General features: G+C 63.0%; 20 protein-coding genes. 9 read left to right on the top strand and 11 right to left on the bottom strand.

The genetic code is table 11. The annotated features are described in order from the left end of the window. From SynWH8101_RS08135 to ruvA, 3 genes are all read right to left on the bottom strand, one after another. The gene (locus SynWH8101_RS08135) at nucleotides 1-429 is read right to left on the bottom strand and encodes a PAM68 family protein (RefSeq protein ID WP_130129332.1); all 429 of its coding nucleotides are present in this window, start codon (nucleotides 427-429) and stop codon (nucleotides 1-3) included. Between the two features lie 33 nt (nucleotides 430-462). Next, the gene (rpsO, locus tag SynWH8101_RS08130; RefSeq protein ID WP_007102254.1) at nucleotides 463-732 is read right to left on the bottom strand and encodes a 30S ribosomal protein S15; all 270 of its coding nucleotides are present in this window, start codon (nucleotides 730-732) and stop codon (nucleotides 463-465) included. Between the two features lie 83 nt (nucleotides 733-815). Beyond that, nucleotides 816-1466 (bottom strand): Holliday junction branch migration protein RuvA, encoded by a 651-nt coding sequence (gene ruvA / locus SynWH8101_RS08125; RefSeq protein WP_130129331.1) that lies wholly within the window; start codon nucleotides 1464-1466, stop codon nucleotides 816-818. Between the two features lie 22 nt (nucleotides 1467-1488). On the opposite strand from ruvA, the gene SynWH8101_RS08120 reads away from it, so the two are divergent. Next, on the top strand, nucleotides 1489-1986 hold the full coding sequence (locus SynWH8101_RS08120) for a hypothetical protein (protein ID WP_174719509.1): 498 nt from the start codon (nucleotides 1489-1491) through the stop codon (nucleotides 1984-1986). On the opposite strand, the gene SynWH8101_RS08115 is transcribed toward SynWH8101_RS08120, so the two are convergent. Beyond that, complete coding sequence (locus tag SynWH8101_RS08115) at nucleotides 1959-2888, bottom strand: DMT family transporter (protein WP_130130431.1); 930 nt, start codon at nucleotides 2886-2888, stop codon at nucleotides 1959-1961. The genes SynWH8101_RS08120 and SynWH8101_RS08115 overlap by 28 nt on opposite strands. A gap of 64 nt (nucleotides 2889-2952) precedes the next feature. Here SynWH8101_RS08115 and dnaG point away from each other — a divergent pair, with 64 nt between their 5' ends. Then, complete coding sequence (gene dnaG, locus SynWH8101_RS08110) at nucleotides 2953-5043, top strand: DNA primase (RefSeq protein ID WP_130129330.1); 2091 nt, start codon at nucleotides 2953-2955, stop codon at nucleotides 5041-5043. A gap of 2 nt (nucleotides 5044-5045) precedes the next feature. On the opposite strand, the gene SynWH8101_RS08105 is transcribed toward dnaG, so the two are convergent. After that, entirely contained in the window at nucleotides 5046-6200 is a 1155-nt protein-coding gene (locus SynWH8101_RS08105; protein WP_130129329.1) for an NAD(P)/FAD-dependent oxidoreductase, read from the bottom strand. A 39-nt stretch (nucleotides 6201-6239) separates the two neighbouring features. Here SynWH8101_RS08105 and arsB point away from each other — a divergent pair, with 39 nt between their 5' ends. From arsB to SynWH8101_RS08090, 3 genes are read left to right on the top strand one after another with little or no spacing between them, the layout of a single operon-like run. Then, complete coding sequence (gene arsB, locus SynWH8101_RS08100; RefSeq protein WP_130130430.1) at nucleotides 6240-7259, top strand: ACR3 family arsenite efflux transporter; 1020 nt, start codon at nucleotides 6240-6242, stop codon at nucleotides 7257-7259. Next, the gene (locus tag SynWH8101_RS08095) at nucleotides 7252-7509 is read left to right on the top strand and encodes a hypothetical protein (RefSeq protein WP_130129328.1); all 258 of its coding nucleotides are present in this window, start codon (nucleotides 7252-7254) and stop codon (nucleotides 7507-7509) included. Before arsB ends, SynWH8101_RS08095 begins: the two co-directional genes overlap by 8 nt. A gap of 4 nt (nucleotides 7510-7513) precedes the next feature. Beyond that, a complete protein-coding gene (locus SynWH8101_RS08090; protein WP_007102261.1) occupies nucleotides 7514-7810 on the top strand; it encodes a hypothetical protein in 297 nt (98 codons plus the stop codon). A 7-nt stretch (nucleotides 7811-7817) separates the two neighbouring features. Here SynWH8101_RS08090 and SynWH8101_RS08085 read toward each other — a convergent pair whose 3' ends face one another. From SynWH8101_RS08085 to SynWH8101_RS08075, 3 genes are read right to left on the bottom strand one after another with little or no spacing between them, the layout of a single operon-like run. After that, the gene (locus SynWH8101_RS08085) at nucleotides 7818-8942 is read right to left on the bottom strand and encodes a choloylglycine hydrolase family protein (protein ID WP_130129327.1); all 1125 of its coding nucleotides are present in this window, start codon (nucleotides 8940-8942) and stop codon (nucleotides 7818-7820) included. A 37-nt stretch (nucleotides 8943-8979) separates the two neighbouring features. Continuing rightward, nucleotides 8980-10254, bottom strand: a complete 1275-nt coding sequence (locus tag SynWH8101_RS08080) for a Y-family DNA polymerase (RefSeq protein ID WP_130129326.1) — start codon at nucleotides 10252-10254, stop codon at nucleotides 8980-8982. Between the two features lie 33 nt (nucleotides 10255-10287). Next, nucleotides 10288-10731: a LexA family transcriptional regulator gene (locus tag SynWH8101_RS08075; protein WP_130129325.1), complete on the bottom strand. Its 444-nt coding sequence runs from the start codon at nucleotides 10729-10731 to the stop codon at nucleotides 10288-10290. A gap of 90 nt (nucleotides 10732-10821) precedes the next feature. Here SynWH8101_RS08075 and SynWH8101_RS08070 point away from each other — a divergent pair, with 90 nt between their 5' ends. Both SynWH8101_RS08070 and SynWH8101_RS08065 read left to right on the top strand, forming a co-directional pair. Further along, the gene (locus SynWH8101_RS08070) at nucleotides 10822-11241 is read left to right on the top strand and encodes a hypothetical protein (RefSeq protein ID WP_130129324.1); all 420 of its coding nucleotides are present in this window, start codon (nucleotides 10822-10824) and stop codon (nucleotides 11239-11241) included. Beyond that, entirely contained in the window at nucleotides 11234-12004 is a 771-nt protein-coding gene (locus SynWH8101_RS08065; RefSeq protein ID WP_130129323.1) for a hypothetical protein, read from the top strand. Before SynWH8101_RS08070 ends, SynWH8101_RS08065 begins: the two co-directional genes overlap by 8 nt. Here the strand turns inward: SynWH8101_RS08065 and SynWH8101_RS08060 are convergent. Genes SynWH8101_RS08060 through SynWH8101_RS08050 form a run of 3 tightly spaced genes read right to left on the bottom strand, consistent with a single transcriptional unit; the run spans nucleotide 11903 to nucleotide 13241 of the window. After that, nucleotides 11903-12337, bottom strand: coding sequence for a 23S rRNA (pseudouridine(1915)-N(3))-methyltransferase RlmH (locus tag SynWH8101_RS08060; RefSeq protein WP_130129322.1), 435 nt, complete (start codon nucleotides 12335-12337; stop codon nucleotides 11903-11905). The genes SynWH8101_RS08065 and SynWH8101_RS08060 overlap by 102 nt on opposite strands. Then, nucleotides 12334-12756: a hypothetical protein gene (locus tag SynWH8101_RS08055; protein WP_130129321.1), complete on the bottom strand. Its 423-nt coding sequence runs from the start codon at nucleotides 12754-12756 to the stop codon at nucleotides 12334-12336. The genes SynWH8101_RS08060 and SynWH8101_RS08055 overlap by 4 nt, the downstream gene beginning before the upstream one ends. Then, on the bottom strand, nucleotides 12756-13241 hold the full coding sequence (locus SynWH8101_RS08050) for a pentapeptide repeat-containing protein (protein WP_130129320.1): 486 nt from the start codon (nucleotides 13239-13241) through the stop codon (nucleotides 12756-12758). The genes SynWH8101_RS08055 and SynWH8101_RS08050 overlap by 1 nt, the downstream gene beginning before the upstream one ends. A 50-nt stretch (nucleotides 13242-13291) precedes the next feature. Between SynWH8101_RS08050 and SynWH8101_RS08045 the strand changes: the two genes are divergently transcribed. After that, on the top strand, nucleotides 13292-13681 hold the full coding sequence (locus SynWH8101_RS08045; RefSeq protein WP_130129319.1) for a YraN family protein: 390 nt from the start codon (nucleotides 13292-13294) through the stop codon (nucleotides 13679-13681). An 8-nt stretch (nucleotides 13682-13689) separates the two neighbouring features. Further along, nucleotides 13690-14628: a mechanosensitive ion channel family protein gene (locus tag SynWH8101_RS08040; RefSeq protein ID WP_130129318.1), complete on the top strand. Its 939-nt coding sequence runs from the start codon at nucleotides 13690-13692 to the stop codon at nucleotides 14626-14628.

The raw sequence follows: 14628 nt of genomic DNA, 5'->3' as shown, positions 1-14628 counted from the left end.
TCAGCTCTTCTGGGCTTTGATCGAGCTGCGCATGCGTTGAAGATTGGGCTTAATGTTTTCAAGCCCCAGCAGGCTTCCGGCCTCGGGTTCCCAGCTGGCAGAGAGCACACCGAAACTCAAACCCACCAGCCCCAGCAGAAAGCAGCCACCGGAAGCGAGCAGGGTGACACCGGGGGGAATATCGAGAATGCCTCGACTCACCAACCAGTAGCTGATCACAAACACGGCCATGCCAAGCACGGATGGCACACCCGTGGCGATCGCCACCCGGCGTGCCATCCGATTGGCCACGTGCTTGGGGATTGCCTCAGTGTTCGCTCTACCCTTCGCTGATTGGCTCGCCTTGCTTGGCTTCCCATTGCCGCTGGATGGGCCAGCAGCGGGGGCACGACGAGGCTCGAAAGGAAGGGGGCGGCGTGGATCGGCCATCAAGGCAGGGGAGCGAGGCGGAACCGCGGCGGATCAGCCGCGGATGCCCAGTTTGGCGATCAGGCTGGTGTAGCGCTCCTCGCTCTTCCCACGCACATAGCCGAGCAGGCGCTTGCGGCGTCCGATCATCTTCAGCAGGCCCTGGCGTGACGAGAAGTCGTGGATGTTCTGCTGGAGATGGCTGCTGAGCTTGGAGATTCGCTCGGTCAGCATCGCCACCTGCACTTCCGCCGATCCGGTGTCGGTGGCGTGCGTCTGATGGGTGTTGATCAGTTGCTGCTTTTCGGTGGTATCGAGCGACATGCGCGGCGTCTGGCCCTGACAGTGCAAACAACCAATTTACCTCCTCGACGGCCCCCTCATCAGCTCGCCTCTCTGTGAATCCCTCAACTTGCCTCTCGGCTCAACCAGCGCAGGCATTCCCGCAACCAGGCCTCCCCGTCCGTTGCCGCAGGGCTGGTGGCGCTGGTCGCCACCGCTTTGAGGGCACGACGGATCTCCAGATCCTCATAGCCGAGGCTGGTCAGGGTGAGCTGCAGATCCTGCAGGGGATCGGCCGTAATCGGTAGGGCGTGCACGTCCTGGCGGTCCACCAGGGAGAGTGGCGCGTCCACGCGGTGGCTCCAGGCGGCGAGGCGATCGCGCAATTCCACGGCCAAACGCTCGGCCGTGCGCTTCCCCACCCCCTGCGCCTGGCTCAGGCGGCGCACATCACCATCAAGGATCGCGTTCACCAGCTCATCAGCACGCCAGCACGCCAGCAACGCCAACCCCACCTGCGGTCCCACACCGTTCACGCTGATCAGCTGACGAAACAGATCGCGTTCACGCCGTTCCGGAAAGCCGAAAAGACTGCTGCCATCCTCCTTCTGCACCTGGTGGATCCAGAGGGTCACCTGGCGTTGCTGCTCTGGATCGGCCATGTGCCGTTCCGACAGTTGCACCTCGTAGCCCACGCCGGCACAGGCGATCAGCCAGCCCCGCCGGGTTCCCTGCTCCCAGGTGTCGATGCGATCCCCTTGCAGCCAGCCGATCATGGGGATGTTCCCGCCTGCGCCCATGCTGCCCGACCAGACGCCGTTCACCCAGGGGGTCTCCGTGCTGAGTCGCACCTGGGCCCGCACCAGGGCTTTGCTGCTGAAACGATCGCTCGGTCCGCTTCTCAGTGTGTGTCTTCTTCTCGGTCTCAGCGCCTGCGGTAGTGGCTCCCAGCCGCCCCGCTCGGTGCTGCTCAGCGCCCTCGGGCTGCAGATTCAACTCACGCAGTCCGCGATCGCCCATTCCCTTGATCTCGATGTCGCCGGGGATCCGGATGTGAGCCGGGTGCGGCTGGAAGACCAGGAGAGCATCCGCCTGGGCGAGCACCGTGGCGTTCATCTCACCGGCCGTTTCGATTGGCGGCTTCCCGGTGATCGGGTGCGGGTCGACAGCCCCTTCGAGCTCTTCCTGGAACAAGGCGAACGGGGAGAGAGTTGGAGGCTGGCCCAGCCGGTGGGATCGTCTGATGGCCTCACGCAGGAATGGGTCACCTACCCTTTGCCGCTGGATCCTTCCTGAAGGCTGCGCGGCTGCCTCGCGCTCAGGCTGATCAGGGTGGCGGCTAGCACGCAGCCGGCCCCGATCACCACTGTGCCCGTGATCGGTTCGGCGAACCACAACACACCCCAGAGCGTGGCGAAGGCCACCTGCACGTAATTGATCGAGGTCGCCCTGGCGGCGGGGAGTACCGCCAGTCCCTCCGTGAGCCATACCTGACCCAGTTGGGTGAACAGCCCCACGCCGATCAGCCAGAACCATTCGGTGAGGGTGGGCCAGACGCCCTGCCCCCACAGCAGTGGCAGGGTCACCGGCACTGAGATGAACGGGAAATAGAACACGATCACCAGCGGGTGTTCCCGCACCGACAGGCGGCGCACACTCACATAGGCCAGGGCGGTGAGCAGGGCCCCTCCCAGGCCGACCAGCACCGCCAGCAGCGGCAGGTTCCGCACCGTTTCCCCCATCCATTCGGGCTGCACCACCAGGGTCACCCCCAGCCAGCCGAGCAACACGGCGAGGCCGATGCGCTTGCGCAGGGGTTCACCGAGCAGCAGCCAGGCGGTCAGCGCCGTGAGGGTTGGATAGGTGTATTGGATCAGCGTGGCGGCGGCCAGGGGCAGCCTTGCCAGGGCTTCGAAGAACAGCAGCAGGGCGCCGGTGCCCAGGGCTCCCCTGAGTATCAGCAGGGGGCGTTGGTGTCCCCAGGGCGAGATCTGGGCTTGCTGGAGCATGGCGAGGGTGATCGCCAGGCTGATCACGGAACGCACCAGCACGATTTCCGCTACCGGCAGCCGACCGCCGAGATGCTTCACGCACACGGTCATCAGGCTGAACGCCAGGGCGCAGGCCACCAGCAGTCCGCAGGCTCGCCATTCCGCATCCGACTGTCGACCACGCAGGGCCTTGAGCAGGCTCGCCATCCCCATCCAGCGCCGATCGCCTGTCAACCATGCCACCCGGCTCCGGGTCTCGCAGAATGCGGGGATGGCGATGCCCAGGCTCCACCCGCGCACGATTGACGCCGTCAAGGAACGGGCCGACATCGTCGATGTCGTCGGCGAGCACGTGGTGCTCAAGAAGAAGGGCAGAGAGTTCGTGGGGATCTGCCCCTTCCACGACGACAGCAAGCCGTCGATGACGGTGTCCCCCGCCAAGCAGTTCTATTACTGCTTCTCCTGCGGCGCCGGCGGCAATGCGATCAAGTTTCTGATGGAGCTGCAGCGCCGCAGCTTCAGTGACGTGGTGCTGGAGCTGGCGCGCAAATATCAGTTGCCGGTTGAAACCGTCGAGGGCCCCCAGCAGGAGCGCCTGCGGCAGCAACTGTCCCGTCGTGAGACGTTGCAGCGGGCTCTCGCCTTGGCAGCCGGCTGGTTCCGCGGCCAGTTGAAAAGCGCCGGCGGCGCTGAGGCCCTCGCCTATCTGAAGGAGAAACGGGGGCTGCGGGAGGCGACGCTGGAGCAGTTCGGTCTCGGGTACGCCCCGGATCAGTGGGACGGTCTGCTCAAGCATCTCCAGCAGGTGGAGGGACTGGCCCCTGAACTGCTCGAGGCGGCGGGGCTGGTGGTGCCGCGCAAGGGGGGGAATGGCTTTTATGACCGGTTCCGCCATCGGGTGATGGTGCCGATCCACGACCGCCAGGGCCGGGTGATCGGTTTCGGTGGGCGCAGCCTCGATGGCAGCGAACCGAAATATCTCAATTCACCGGAAACGGAGGTGTTTGAAAAAGGCAAGCACCTGTTTGGATTGGATCGGGCCGCCAACGCGATTCGCAAAGCCGATCGCGCTGTGGTGGTGGAGGGATATTTCGATGTCATCGCCCTCCACGCTGCCGGCATCACCAATGCGGTGGCTTCTCTGGGCACGGCGCTCAGCGGTCAGCAGATCACCCAGCTCTGCCGTTGCACCGACAGCAAGCGCATCATTCTGAACTTTGATGCCGATCGGGCTGGTGTGCGTGCCGCCAACCGGGCGATCGGTGAGGTGGAGCAGCTGGCCCTTCAGGGGCAGCTCGAATTGCGGGTTCTCCACCTGCCCTCGGGCAAGGATCCGGATGAATTTCTCCAGGATCATGGCGCCGGCGACTACCGCGCCCTCTTGGATCAGGCGCCGCTCTGGCTCGATTGGCAGATCGAGCAGGTGCTGGAGGGGCGTGATCTTGATCGGGCCGACCAGTTTCAGCAGGCGGTGTCAGGCATGGTGCAACTGCTGGGCAAATTGCCCCAGTCCGCACTGCGCACCCACTACCTGCAGCAGGTGGCTGAACGCCTCAGTGGTGGTCAGAGCCGGGTGGCCTTGCAGTTGGAAGACGACCTGCGTCAGCAGGTCAAGGGTCAGCGTTGGCATGGCCGGGCAGCCCGCTTTGAACAGCCGGGCGAGTCGAGTCAACGGGAGCGTTGTGAGGCTCAGCTGTTGATGTTGTATCTCCATTGCCCGTCCCATCGGCCGGAGATCCGGCGCGAGCTGCGCCAGCGGGAGCTGGAGGATTTTGGCCTTCAGCACCATCGCCTGCTTTGGGCTGCCATCAGTGAACTGGAGGAAACCAACCTGGGTGCGGGACGGCTGGAAGCGATCAGTCGGGGCGACGATCCCGGCCATGCCTTGGCCGATCTTGAATTGGCGCGACTGCTCACCGATCAGTTGTTGCTAGAGAACAGTGCCCTGGTCACCAGGCTGACCCCGCTGCTGGAACCAGGCGAGTTGCAGCGACTCAGCCTGGAGCAGCCGTTGCAGCAGCTGCGGGGAACGGCTGCCATGCTCGAGCGTCAGAAAAGTCTCAAGCGCTGTCGCCATCTGCTTGAGGCCTGGAGTGGCCAACGACTGGAAACGCTGGAACGCTGCATTGCGGCCTTGATTCAAGAGGAGCAGCAGGACCCCCAGCCCTCGGTTGACATGGAGCAGCGCATTCAGTCGATGTTCGAAACGCTGAATGCGGATGCCTTGCGTTTTCAGCAGCTGTATTACAGCGAGCGTCAACATCTGTCTTTTCTCGATCAACAGCGCTGCGCCGGTTATTCACCCTCTGTTCCTGTGCATCCCGATTCGGAATCATCCAGTGCTTTGCCTCCCACTGCCTGAATTTATGAGCAACGATTCAGCCATTCGTTGCATTGTTTCGCTAGGTTTTCTCGATAACGAAAGCTCGTTTCTGCAGGCTTTTCGCCCTTCTTCAGGCTCTCCCTCAATGCCTTGCCAGCGAGCTTTCCGCTTTTCATGGCACGATCGATTCCGTGGCCCAGCAGTGGATCGACCAAGCAGGCGGCATCTCCGCAAAGAAAAATTCCTTCAGCGCCATCGATCGAAGGAATAGATTGAAGGATAGGGAGCCCCATGGTGCGGACGTCTCGGCAGCCTGGCTCGAGCGTCCGAGTGAGATCTATGATGGCTTTTCCTGAGATTTTTGGTTGATCCGACTGGCAAAGCCAAGCGATGCCGCAGTTGTGTCCACCCGGCACTGCGAAACGCCAGGAGTATGCCCCCGTTCCTTGCCAGCGAAATGCAATGGTCGACTGGTTGTGATTCCTACTGGGATCGACTAGTCGATAGCACCTCGATGCCAGGACAATGGTTTTTGTTTCTTTGCTTCGTTCTGTTGCACGCCTTACAACAGAGCCAACTCCGTCACAGCCAACGATGCAGCGCGTATAAATCGAAAATGAGCCGATTCTTAGGCCTCTTTTTGAGTGTATTGATCCGCTGGCAATCCACGTCTTATTCTTGTTGTCGCGTTGGATCACTTGCACTTTCCAGCCGAATTCCATCCAGAGCCCTTCGCTGGCGCATTGTCTAACAAGCCAATTGTCAAGATCGTATCGCCGAATGGCCTGGAAAATGGGCGCTTGTGTTTGAAAGCAGTGTTGATAGCTTGGGCTCCCGTCTGGGCTCCATTGCGCAAATCGTGATGTTGTCCTTATTTCAGGGCAAGACTGTCCCAGTCCGAGCCTGTCGACCTCGAACTGTGCTTCTGTAGGAAGTGCATCACCGCAAATCTTGTCGCGAGGGAAGTGGCTTCGGTCGATACCAAGCACCTTGATGCCTGTTGCGTTGAGTTCCAGGCCGCAGGCGGTACCAGCTGGCCCAAGTCCCACGATCAAAACATCGACATTGACTTCTCGAGTCTGGTTTTGAGTTGAAGCCATCTTTAATTTGGTTCCCAGCGAAACTGCGCCTCTTTTCAGTCTCGTAGATTCTATGTAAGCAGCTGTGTAGGGTTGCTTGGCTGCATGGCGGCGCATGGTGTCATCGACAATATGACGACACACTCTCGAAATTTGATGGGCATCTTTGAGCGGTATCTCAGTGTGTGGGTGGCTTTGGCGATCCTTGCCGGTGTGGCCCTCGGGGCGGCTGTGCCCGCATGGCCGCAGGCGATCGCCTCCCTTGAGGTGGCTGGGATCAACCTGCCGATCGCTCTGCTGATCTGGGGCATGATCTACCCGATGATGCTGGCGGTGGATTTCGCCGCGATCGGTGGTCTCAGCCGTCAGCCCCGCGGTCTGCTCATCACCGTGGTGGTGAACTGGTTGATCAAACCCCTCACGATGACGGCGCTGGCCTGGCTGTTCATCCGTGGCTTGTTTTCTGCCTGGATCCCTGCCGAGCTCGGGGATCAGTACGTGGCTGGCATGATCCTGCTCGGCGTGGCTCCCTGCACGGCGATGGTGTTTGTGTGGAGCCGTCTCAGCGACGGAGATGCCAACTACACCCTCGTGCAAGTGGCGGTGAACGATCTGATCATGGTGTTCGCCTTCGCACCGATTGCCGCCCTGCTGCTGGGGGTGAGTGAGGTTCTGGTGCCCTGGAACACGTTGATTGCTGCTGTCGGCTTGTTTGTGGTGGTGCCGCTCACGGCCGGCTGGCTCACGAGGGTGTTCCTCAGGTCGCCCGGCCGGATTGAGCGGCTGGAACAACGCCTGAAACCGCTCACCGTGGTGTGCCTCATCGGCACCGTGTTGCTGCTGTTCATGGTGCAGGCCGAATCAATCCTGGCGGATCCCCTGGCCATCGCCTTGATCGCCGTACCCCTGATCCTTCAGACCTATCTGATCTTCTGGATCAGCGCCCAGTGGATGCGCCTTTGGAGGCAACCGCACGCGATTGCTGCGCCGGGAGCGATGATCGGGGCATCGAACTTTTTCGAGCTGGCGGTCGCCGTGGCCATCAGTCTGTTTGGCTTGCAGTCCGGTGCTGCGTTAGCCACCGTGGTGGGTGTGCTGGTGGAAGTTCCGGTCATGCTGTCGTTGGTGGCGATCGCCAACCGCAACCGTCGTCTGTTCCCCACGGGCCATGTCTGAATTTTTTGAAGCGATCTGGCACGGGGAGGGCATCGGCGATGGTGGCGACCTGCAGGAAGCCCTTCAGGCCTACGTGGCGGTGAAGCCCGACGACAACGACTGGATTGAGGCCTGTGCCGCCGAAGGTGCAGCCCCTCGGATCGAACGCTTCGCCTCCTTCGACGCCTATCTCGACAACGAGGATGCACTGGAGACGATCCCGGTCACACCGCAGATGATCGTGGTCGCGATCGAGCAGCTCCCGGTCTGATTTGATGACAGCGTCGTCGTTTGATTTCGCCAGCTGCACCCCCGTCAACCACCTCTGGCCAGCTCTGGTGGAACGACTCGGTCTTGAGAGAGCGCAGCGGGCCGTGCGTCAGGCCCTCGACCTTCAGGGGATGGCTGGCCATGACGGCACCCTGCCGGTGCTGTTCTGTGAAACCTGCGGTCTGGCCCTGGCCAGCAACGATCTGCTCCGGGAGCAGACCGGTCTCAACAGCCACGGCGAGCGGATGGTGTTGCTGCTCAGCCAGCGCGAGCAGGCTGTGCAGCTGCTTCAGCACATCTGAGCTCGGCTCAGGAGGGAGTCAGCACTGTCACGTCGAGAGGTTGATTCAACGGCATCACCTTGATTGTTCCTCCATCGAGGGGCAGCTGGTCGAAATTCAGACTGCGTAAGCCGGGATTGTCATAGGTCTGGATGTAATACACCAGGTTTTTCTGATCCGCTGCCACGGTCCATTCCGTGATCTCGTAAGTGGTTGTGGATCCGGCACCACCGAAAGACCCACCTGGCGGCAGCAGAATGCTCCCCGGTGGCAGGTCAAATTGGCCCAACAGCCGGAAGGCGGTGCCCACCTGTTGCCGGGTGCTGAGATTGGTTGGTGCGAAGCGGCTGAGCAGCAGGGCACGAATGAAGCGGGAGGTGGAGAGGAAATCTCCGGGCAGGCCATGCAGGCCCCCACCGGTGCTGGTGGGTGGCAGCTTCAGACCATTGATCGTCATCTCCGCCGGTGGCATGGCGCTCAAGTTGGCGTAATTCCCTGCCGTCGCCAGGTGATAAGGAAAGGGTGGATCGTTGGTGTAGGTCCCCGTGGGGTTGTCCATCATGGTCAGCTCCCCTTGGATGTATTCCACGGACAGGCTTTTGCCGCTGCTGTCATGCAGCGTCATGTGGATGGGCAGCGGTCCGCCGAAGGCCTTCACGGCGGCTCCATTGACCAGAATCTTGGGAAGTCCTTGCTTCACCTCCTCGATGGTGGCGAAGTTGGTCAGCACATAGGTGAGTAGTTGGGCGCTGTTGATCGATCGCTTCGTCTGCCCTGCCGGCACTGTCTGAAAGTCTGCATAGCCAGCGAAATAGAGCAGGCCGCCCGCCAACCCCTTCTCATTCATGCCATCGGGCACCACATCCTTGAGGCCCAGGGCGTTCATGCCCACCACCGCGTAGCGACTGGTCCAGGCCAGGCCATTGCCGATGCCGCCGTTGGGTCCATTGCCGCGTAACGGCGTGCCCCGCTGAATCAGAACCGCCTCGCTGTTTAGCGGTTGGCCGAATTCCATCGTGCGGCCATACACATGGCCACCGTCATTGCCCTTCAAGGTGAAGCTGGTGCAGGCCTGGGTCGGCGTCCCCACCGTGCTTCCGAGCAGTCCCACCCCCGCCAGGGCTGTGGCCAGCGTTCTGAGCACTTTGTTCATGCTGATCTCTGGGTTGTGTGCTGCTTGACATCGTGGCTCAGGCCTGCACGATCGGCACATCACGCAGTCGGGTCGTGGCGGCCCGGCCCAGCCGTTCCCGCCGCATCGCCCAACTCGGATCCAGGCCACAGGCGGCCCATTGCACCGTGCCACGGCCATAGCGCCGGTTTAGTGCATCGATCGTGGCCATCAGCGCCTGCCGACGCTGTTGCTCGGCGGCGCTGCAGGGCACCAGCAGGTGATGTTGCAGCTGGTCGGTGCTCTCCAGGTGCTGCATCAACACGCCGGCTTTGGCGAGTTGGCGGTGCGGCTGAAAAATCCGCTCCACCAGAGGTAAAGCTGCGTTGAGCAGCGCCTGGGTGTCGTTGCTGGGTAGGTCCAGACGGGTGCTGGCGGTGTTGCTGTAGAAACCGGGGACGAAGGGACTGGTGCGGGTGTAGACGCTGAGGGCGGCGGCGCGCTGATGCTGCTGGCGTAATTTTTCGGCGGCGCGCACCACGTAGGTGGCCACCGCCTCGCGCAGCTCCTCCAGGCCGGTGATCGGTCGGCTGAAGCTGCGGCTCACACAGGTTTCCCGCTTCGGTGCGGGCGTCAGCTCCAGCGGCAGGCAGCTGTGACCCTGCAGCTCTCGCTGCAGCCGCACTCCCACGACCCCCGCCTTGGCCCGCAGGATGCCGCTGGGCATGTCGCGCAGTGCCCGGGCGTGGGTCACCCCCCGCGCTCGACACCAGTGGGCCAACTGGCGGCCGATGCCCCACACATCCTCGATCGCGATGGTTTCCAGCCAGCGGTCGGGGTCGCTGCACCGCGTCAGGTCGAACAGGCCGGCATGGGCCGCCACCATTTTGGCCAGGCGGTTGGCGAGTTTGGCCTGCCCTTTGCTCGCCCCCAGGCCGATGCAGATGGAGAGGCCCAGATTGCGACGGATCAGGGCGCGTAGGTGTCGCCCCCAGGCCAGCAGGTCGCCGTCGGCCGGTCGGCTCAGGCGTGCAAAGGCTTCGTCGATCGAATAGATCTCCAGGTCTTCCACCTGCCTCTCCAGCAGGCTCATCAGCCGCTGGCTCATGTCGGCGTAGAGGGCGTAGTTCGAGCTGCGCACCACCACGCCATGGCGTTCCAGCTCCCGTTTTGCCTTGAAGAATGGCGTGCCCATGGCGATGCCCAGGGCCCGGGCTTCGGCGCTTCGGGCCACGATGCAGCCATCGTTGTTGGAGAGCACCACCACCGGCCGGCCGATCAGGGAGGGATCGAGGCTCTGCTCGCAGGAGGCATAGAAGTTGTTGGCATCAATCAGTGCCGTGGCGGCAGGCATGGCGCTGCGTTCTGAGGGCTCAGAGCGGGTGGATCACAGGGGGTGAATCACATGGATTGCCACCCCCCAGATCTGCACGTCACCGCAGCGGTGCAGATCGAGGGGGGGATAGTCGGGGTTGGCCGCCTCCAGGCGCAGCTGGCCGCGATGGCGGGCCAGGCGTTTGAGGGTGAAGGCGCCATCGAGCACGGCCACCACCACCCGGCCTGGTCTGGGTTCAAGGCTGCGGTCCACCACCAGCAGGTCGCCGTCGTGGATGCCGGCGCCGAGCATGGAATCGCCGCTCACCCGCAGGAAGAAGGTGCTGAGGGGATGGCGAATCAGCTGGTCGTTGAGATCGATGCCCACCTCCACGTAGTCGTCGGCGGGTGAGGGGAACCCCGCCGCGACACGTTCGCCCGCCAGAGGCAGCAGCAGGGGCTGGCGCTGGGCCCGCAGGGGCAGCGGGGGCTGAAGAGAGGAGCGATCGACCGCCAAAGGAGACCATCTAACGCACCGCAATAGTACAGGCGTTCTCCGGCGATGGCGTGGGTGATCGGTGAGGATGCGCCCATTGGCGCGTTCCTGATGGCTGAGGCTCCCTATCTCGTCGCTCTGGCCCTGATCGAGCAGGAGGGGCGACGGGCCTTGCCTCTGGCCGGTCGCTCGCTCACGGCCGAGGCTGCTGCGGCTGAGCAGCCCTTGGAGGTGGCGCATGTCCTGGCGCTGGAGCTGTTGCTGCGTGTGTGGCAGCGCAGTGATGACGGACCGCTACGCCGCGCCTGCGGGCTGGACAGTCTGCTGCTGGTGGAGTTGCCGATGGAGCGGTTGCCGGAAGACTTGCCGGCTCTCAAGGCCGCCTGGCTGAACACGGGGGATACCCCAGCGTTCCAGGCCGGCCTTCGGGCGATGGCCGGCCGCGGCTGGACCCTGAGCGTCGCCAAGTTCCAGCCACTGACGTTGACGGATTGGATGACGTCATCTGGACGGAGTGATGGTGATGCCTGAAGGCCCTGTCGTGACGCCGGAGCAGATCATGGGAGAGTCCCAGCAGAGTGCCGGAGGGCATCGCAAGGGAACGACATCGGCGTTTTTTCTCAATGCGGAATGGGCGCTGCGCCAGCCGCAGGCAACGGAGCACGATCGCCTGCAGGCTGCTGCCAGTGAACGGATGCTGCGCCGTCAGATGGTCGACATCGTGCATTCCAATGGAGTGGGCGATCTGTTCGACTGGCGCGATCAGGACATCGCTGCGATCTGCCGTCAGGAGATGGCAAACCGGGGCGGGGAAGCGGTGCAGGCTTTTGATGACGACAACCGGGCGGCACGCGCTGCTGGTGTCGTGTGCGGATTCACCGGCGAAGATCTACTGCCTGGAGATCAGGATTACGGCGCCTCAGCCGCTGCCACGGAGGTCAGCACCCACCGCTGCGATGCCTTGTTGCAAAAGCATCTAGAGCGCCAGAAAGGCGTGCGAAAGGGAACGTTCGGCGCCTTCTGCGCCAACTATCGCCTGGCGCGGCAACAGTCCAACCCTGCCGGTTCAGCCGCCGCTGCCATGATGCGTGAACTGCTGCCCCATGTTCGTCAACTGGGGTATCTGAACTGGTGGCGCTGCCGGGATGCCTGGGCAGAAGCCTTGGCGACAGAGGCGTGCGCTGAAGATGTTTCAAGCCCGGTGATACGGGCTCCCCTGCAGGATCGCCTGGGCGCGGTAGAGCTGCTCGAGCAGCAGGAGCCGGGCCAGTTCATGGGGGAAGGTCATCGGTGAGAGGCTCAGTTGCCAGCGGGCGGCTGCTTTGAGCCCATCGCTGAGTCCATCGGCGCCGCCGATCACAAAGGCCAGGCGTTCGTTGCCGAACTGCTGCAGCCGCTTAGCGAAGGGCACCGAAGCGAGGCTGTCCCCCTGCTCCATCAGCATCACCGGATGCTCATCGGAGCGCAGCGCCGCTCGGATCGCCTCCGCCTCCTTGTCTCGGTTGCTGTCTTTGAGTTCCAGCACCTGGAGTCCAGGCAGCCGTTTGAGGTAGAGCTCCACCCCCTCCTGCACCCAGCCTTTGCGCACTTTGCCGACGGCGATGATCCGGCAGCGGGAGGGATTCAATCCTCTTCCTCGTCTTCCAGCAGCAACTGGCCGAAGGCCACATAGAGGCTTTCCTCCTCGCTGCCAGGCGCCACAGAGGGCCGCTGGGGGCGGGTGGTTTTGCCTTTGTTCGGCCGTTGAGCAGCCGTCGGGGCCGGCAAGGGGGAGCCGGTGGCCCCTGTGGCCGGCCGGCGTTCCGTTTTGCTGCGCTGTTCCGCCTCCTTCAGGCGCTGCATCAGATGCTCGGGCACCGTGCCATCGGGGCTCACCTGCATCAGTTCGCGAAACAGCTGCTCCGGGTTTTGCTCCGTTTCCACCTTGTGGCGCCTTTCACTGGCCTTCGGCGCTGGCGCTGGTTTCGCCTCAGGCGTCGGCAGGGCCTGGGGAAGGGTCCGGCCCAGTTCCTTCAGGCGTTCGAGACTGCGGGGATCGAAGCTCATCAGCAGCCGAGGGTGTCGCGGGTGTTGCGGCCGGTCACCGGATTGACGCCATCGGCGGCGGCGCAGAGGGTTTTGAGCACATCGCCGCGCAGGGGCACGTTTGTGAAGTCCGCGCCGCTGATCGTCACATTGATGAAGCGGGTGTTGAAGGCGAAGGCATCTTCCAGAACCGCATTGTTGAGGTTGGTGCCATCCAGCACGGCGGAATCGAGGGTGGCGTCGCGCAGGTTGGTGTTGCTCAGATCGGCATCCTGCAACTTGGCGCCGAACAGGCTGGCCCCCTGCAGATCACTGCCGGAGAGATCGGCCTCGCGCAGGTTGGTGAGGTTGAAGGTGACGCCCTGCATCTCCCGTCCAGAGAAGTCGGCGCCGATCAGCACCTGTTTGGCGTAGTCCATGGCGGCCTGGGCGGCCGGCGGCGCCATCACCAGGGTGCAAACGGAGAGCAGCAGGGCAAGGACTGCTGCAGCGGGACGGAACGACATCGATCGAAAGGCCACAGGGGAACCCTAAGAGCGGAGCCTGAGACAAGAGCATGGAACCACGGAACCGCGGCCGGAACCTGGATGGTCGCTGGGCGGAGCAGCGGGCCCTGCGTCTGTTACGGGGTCAGGGTTGGCGTTGTGTGGCCCAGCGTTGGCGCTGCCGCTACGGCGAGATCGACTTGCTCATGGTCAAGGGACGCTCCTGCCGCATGCGTCTGCTCGCCGTGGAGGTGAAGGCCCGGCGGCGCCTTGGTCCTGATGCCGGCGGCCTGGCCGCCTTTCATCACCGCAAACGACTGCGGCTGGCACGGGCCCTGGCCTGCTGGCAGGCGGACCATCCCTGGATGGCCACGGCCGGGCTCGAGGTGGTGCTGGCACTGGTGCCCTTGGCGCCGAGCACAAGGCCGGTGCGCTGGGTCATGGTGGAAAGACTGATCTGATCGATTCCGTGCCGTTGGTTCACCCGCTGGAGTTGCTGACCAGCAGTCGCCTGTGGTTGGCCCTCCCCCAACTGCTCGTGATTCTCCTGGTGTCTTGGCTGGCGGTGTTGCTGGGATCCCGATTGATCGAGCGGGTCGTGGGGCGGCTGGTGCGCAAACGCCCTCCTCAGGATCGGGCGGCCTTCTTCGGTGAGACCGACTTCGAGATGGCCACCAAGATGATGCTCGACCGGCGTGCACAGCACGTGTCGGCCCTGGGCAACCTCTTCAAGAGCCTGTGGCGATTGCTGGTGGCCTTCATGGCGCTGCTCTGGATGCTCGATTCCCTTGGGGTGAATCTGGTGCCCTTGCTGGCCGGCGCGGGCATTGTGGCCGGCGTGGTGGGTTTCGGTGCCCAATCCCTGGTGGCCGACATCATCGCCGGAACGTTGATCATCTTTCAGGATCAGCTCGGCATCGGTGATTCGGTGAAAATCGGAGAGGTGCTGGGCCAGGTGCGGGAGGTGAATCTCTACAACATCCGCATCCGTGATTACTGGGGGGTGGTCTGGTACATCCGCAACAGCCAAGTCACGTTTCTGGCCAATCAGTCGAAAGGTTGGACCTGGTCTCTGGTGCGACTGCCGGTTCCTTACGACGCCGATCTGCGCCAGGTGGAGGCGATCATCAACGCCACTGGCAAATCGTTAGGGCAGGACCCGCAATACAAAGAAGTTTTTCTCGACAACCCTTATTTCTCGAATGTGGAGGAATTGCGTGCCAATGCGGTGGTGGTGCGCGTCAACACCAAAATCCATGGCAATGAAAATCAGTGGTGGGCCACACGGATCGTGCAGCAGGCGATGAAGGAGGCGCTGGATCAGAACGGCATCCGGATTCCCTTCGAGGCGATTGAGGTGGAAACGCGCACGCCGATTGAATTGAGTGGTGCCCTGCGTCGTCTTTGA

Origin of the sequence: Synechococcus sp. WH 8101, from assembly GCF_004209775.1 — a bacterium.
Lineage (GTDB): Bacteria > Cyanobacteriota > Cyanobacteriia > PCC-6307 > Cyanobiaceae > Synechococcus_C.
The sequence above is the reverse complement of the archived record's forward strand: the minus strand, read 5'-3'. Positions and strand labels throughout refer to the sequence as shown.

Excerpts from the sequence above, each read along its gene's own strand:
- SynWH8101_RS08135 (WP_130129332.1), bottom strand. The coding sequence starts at position 429 with ATGGCCGATCCACGCCGCCCCCTTCCTTTCGAGCCTCGTCGTGCCCCC.
- rpsO (WP_007102254.1), bottom strand. The coding sequence starts at position 732 with ATGTCGCTCGATACCACCGAAAAGCAGCAACTGATCAACACCCATCAG.
- ruvA (WP_130129331.1), bottom strand. The coding sequence starts at position 1,466 with ATGATCGGCTGGCTGCAAGGGGATCGCATCGACACCTGGGAGCAGGGA.
- SynWH8101_RS08120 (WP_174719509.1), top strand. The coding sequence starts at position 1,489 with ATGCTGCCCGACCAGACGCCGTTCACCCAGGGGGTCTCCGTGCTGAGT.
- SynWH8101_RS08115 (WP_130130431.1), bottom strand. The coding sequence starts at position 2,888 with ATGGCGAGCCTGCTCAAGGCCCTGCGTGGTCGACAGTCGGATGCGGAA.
- dnaG (WP_130129330.1), top strand. The coding sequence starts at position 2,953 with ATGGCGATGCCCAGGCTCCACCCGCGCACGATTGACGCCGTCAAGGAA.
- SynWH8101_RS08105 (WP_130129329.1), bottom strand. The coding sequence starts at position 6,200 with ATGCGCCGCCATGCAGCCAAGCAACCCTACACAGCTGCTTACATAGAA.
- arsB (WP_130130430.1), top strand. The coding sequence starts at position 6,240 with ATGGGCATCTTTGAGCGGTATCTCAGTGTGTGGGTGGCTTTGGCGATC.
- SynWH8101_RS08095 (WP_130129328.1), top strand. The coding sequence starts at position 7,252 with ATGTCTGAATTTTTTGAAGCGATCTGGCACGGGGAGGGCATCGGCGAT.
- SynWH8101_RS08090 (WP_007102261.1), top strand. The coding sequence starts at position 7,514 with ATGACAGCGTCGTCGTTTGATTTCGCCAGCTGCACCCCCGTCAACCAC.
- SynWH8101_RS08085 (WP_130129327.1), bottom strand. The coding sequence starts at position 8,942 with ATGAACAAAGTGCTCAGAACGCTGGCCACAGCCCTGGCGGGGGTGGGA.
- SynWH8101_RS08080 (WP_130129326.1), bottom strand. The coding sequence starts at position 10,254 with ATGCCTGCCGCCACGGCACTGATTGATGCCAACAACTTCTATGCCTCC.
- SynWH8101_RS08070 (WP_130129324.1), top strand. The coding sequence starts at position 10,822 with ATGGCTGAGGCTCCCTATCTCGTCGCTCTGGCCCTGATCGAGCAGGAG.
- SynWH8101_RS08065 (WP_130129323.1), top strand. The coding sequence starts at position 11,234 with ATGCCTGAAGGCCCTGTCGTGACGCCGGAGCAGATCATGGGAGAGTCC.
- SynWH8101_RS08055 (WP_130129321.1), bottom strand. The coding sequence starts at position 12,756 with ATGAGCTTCGATCCCCGCAGTCTCGAACGCCTGAAGGAACTGGGCCGG.
- SynWH8101_RS08050 (WP_130129320.1), bottom strand. The coding sequence starts at position 13,241 with ATGTCGTTCCGTCCCGCTGCAGCAGTCCTTGCCCTGCTGCTCTCCGTT.
- SynWH8101_RS08045 (WP_130129319.1), top strand. The coding sequence starts at position 13,292 with ATGGAACCACGGAACCGCGGCCGGAACCTGGATGGTCGCTGGGCGGAG.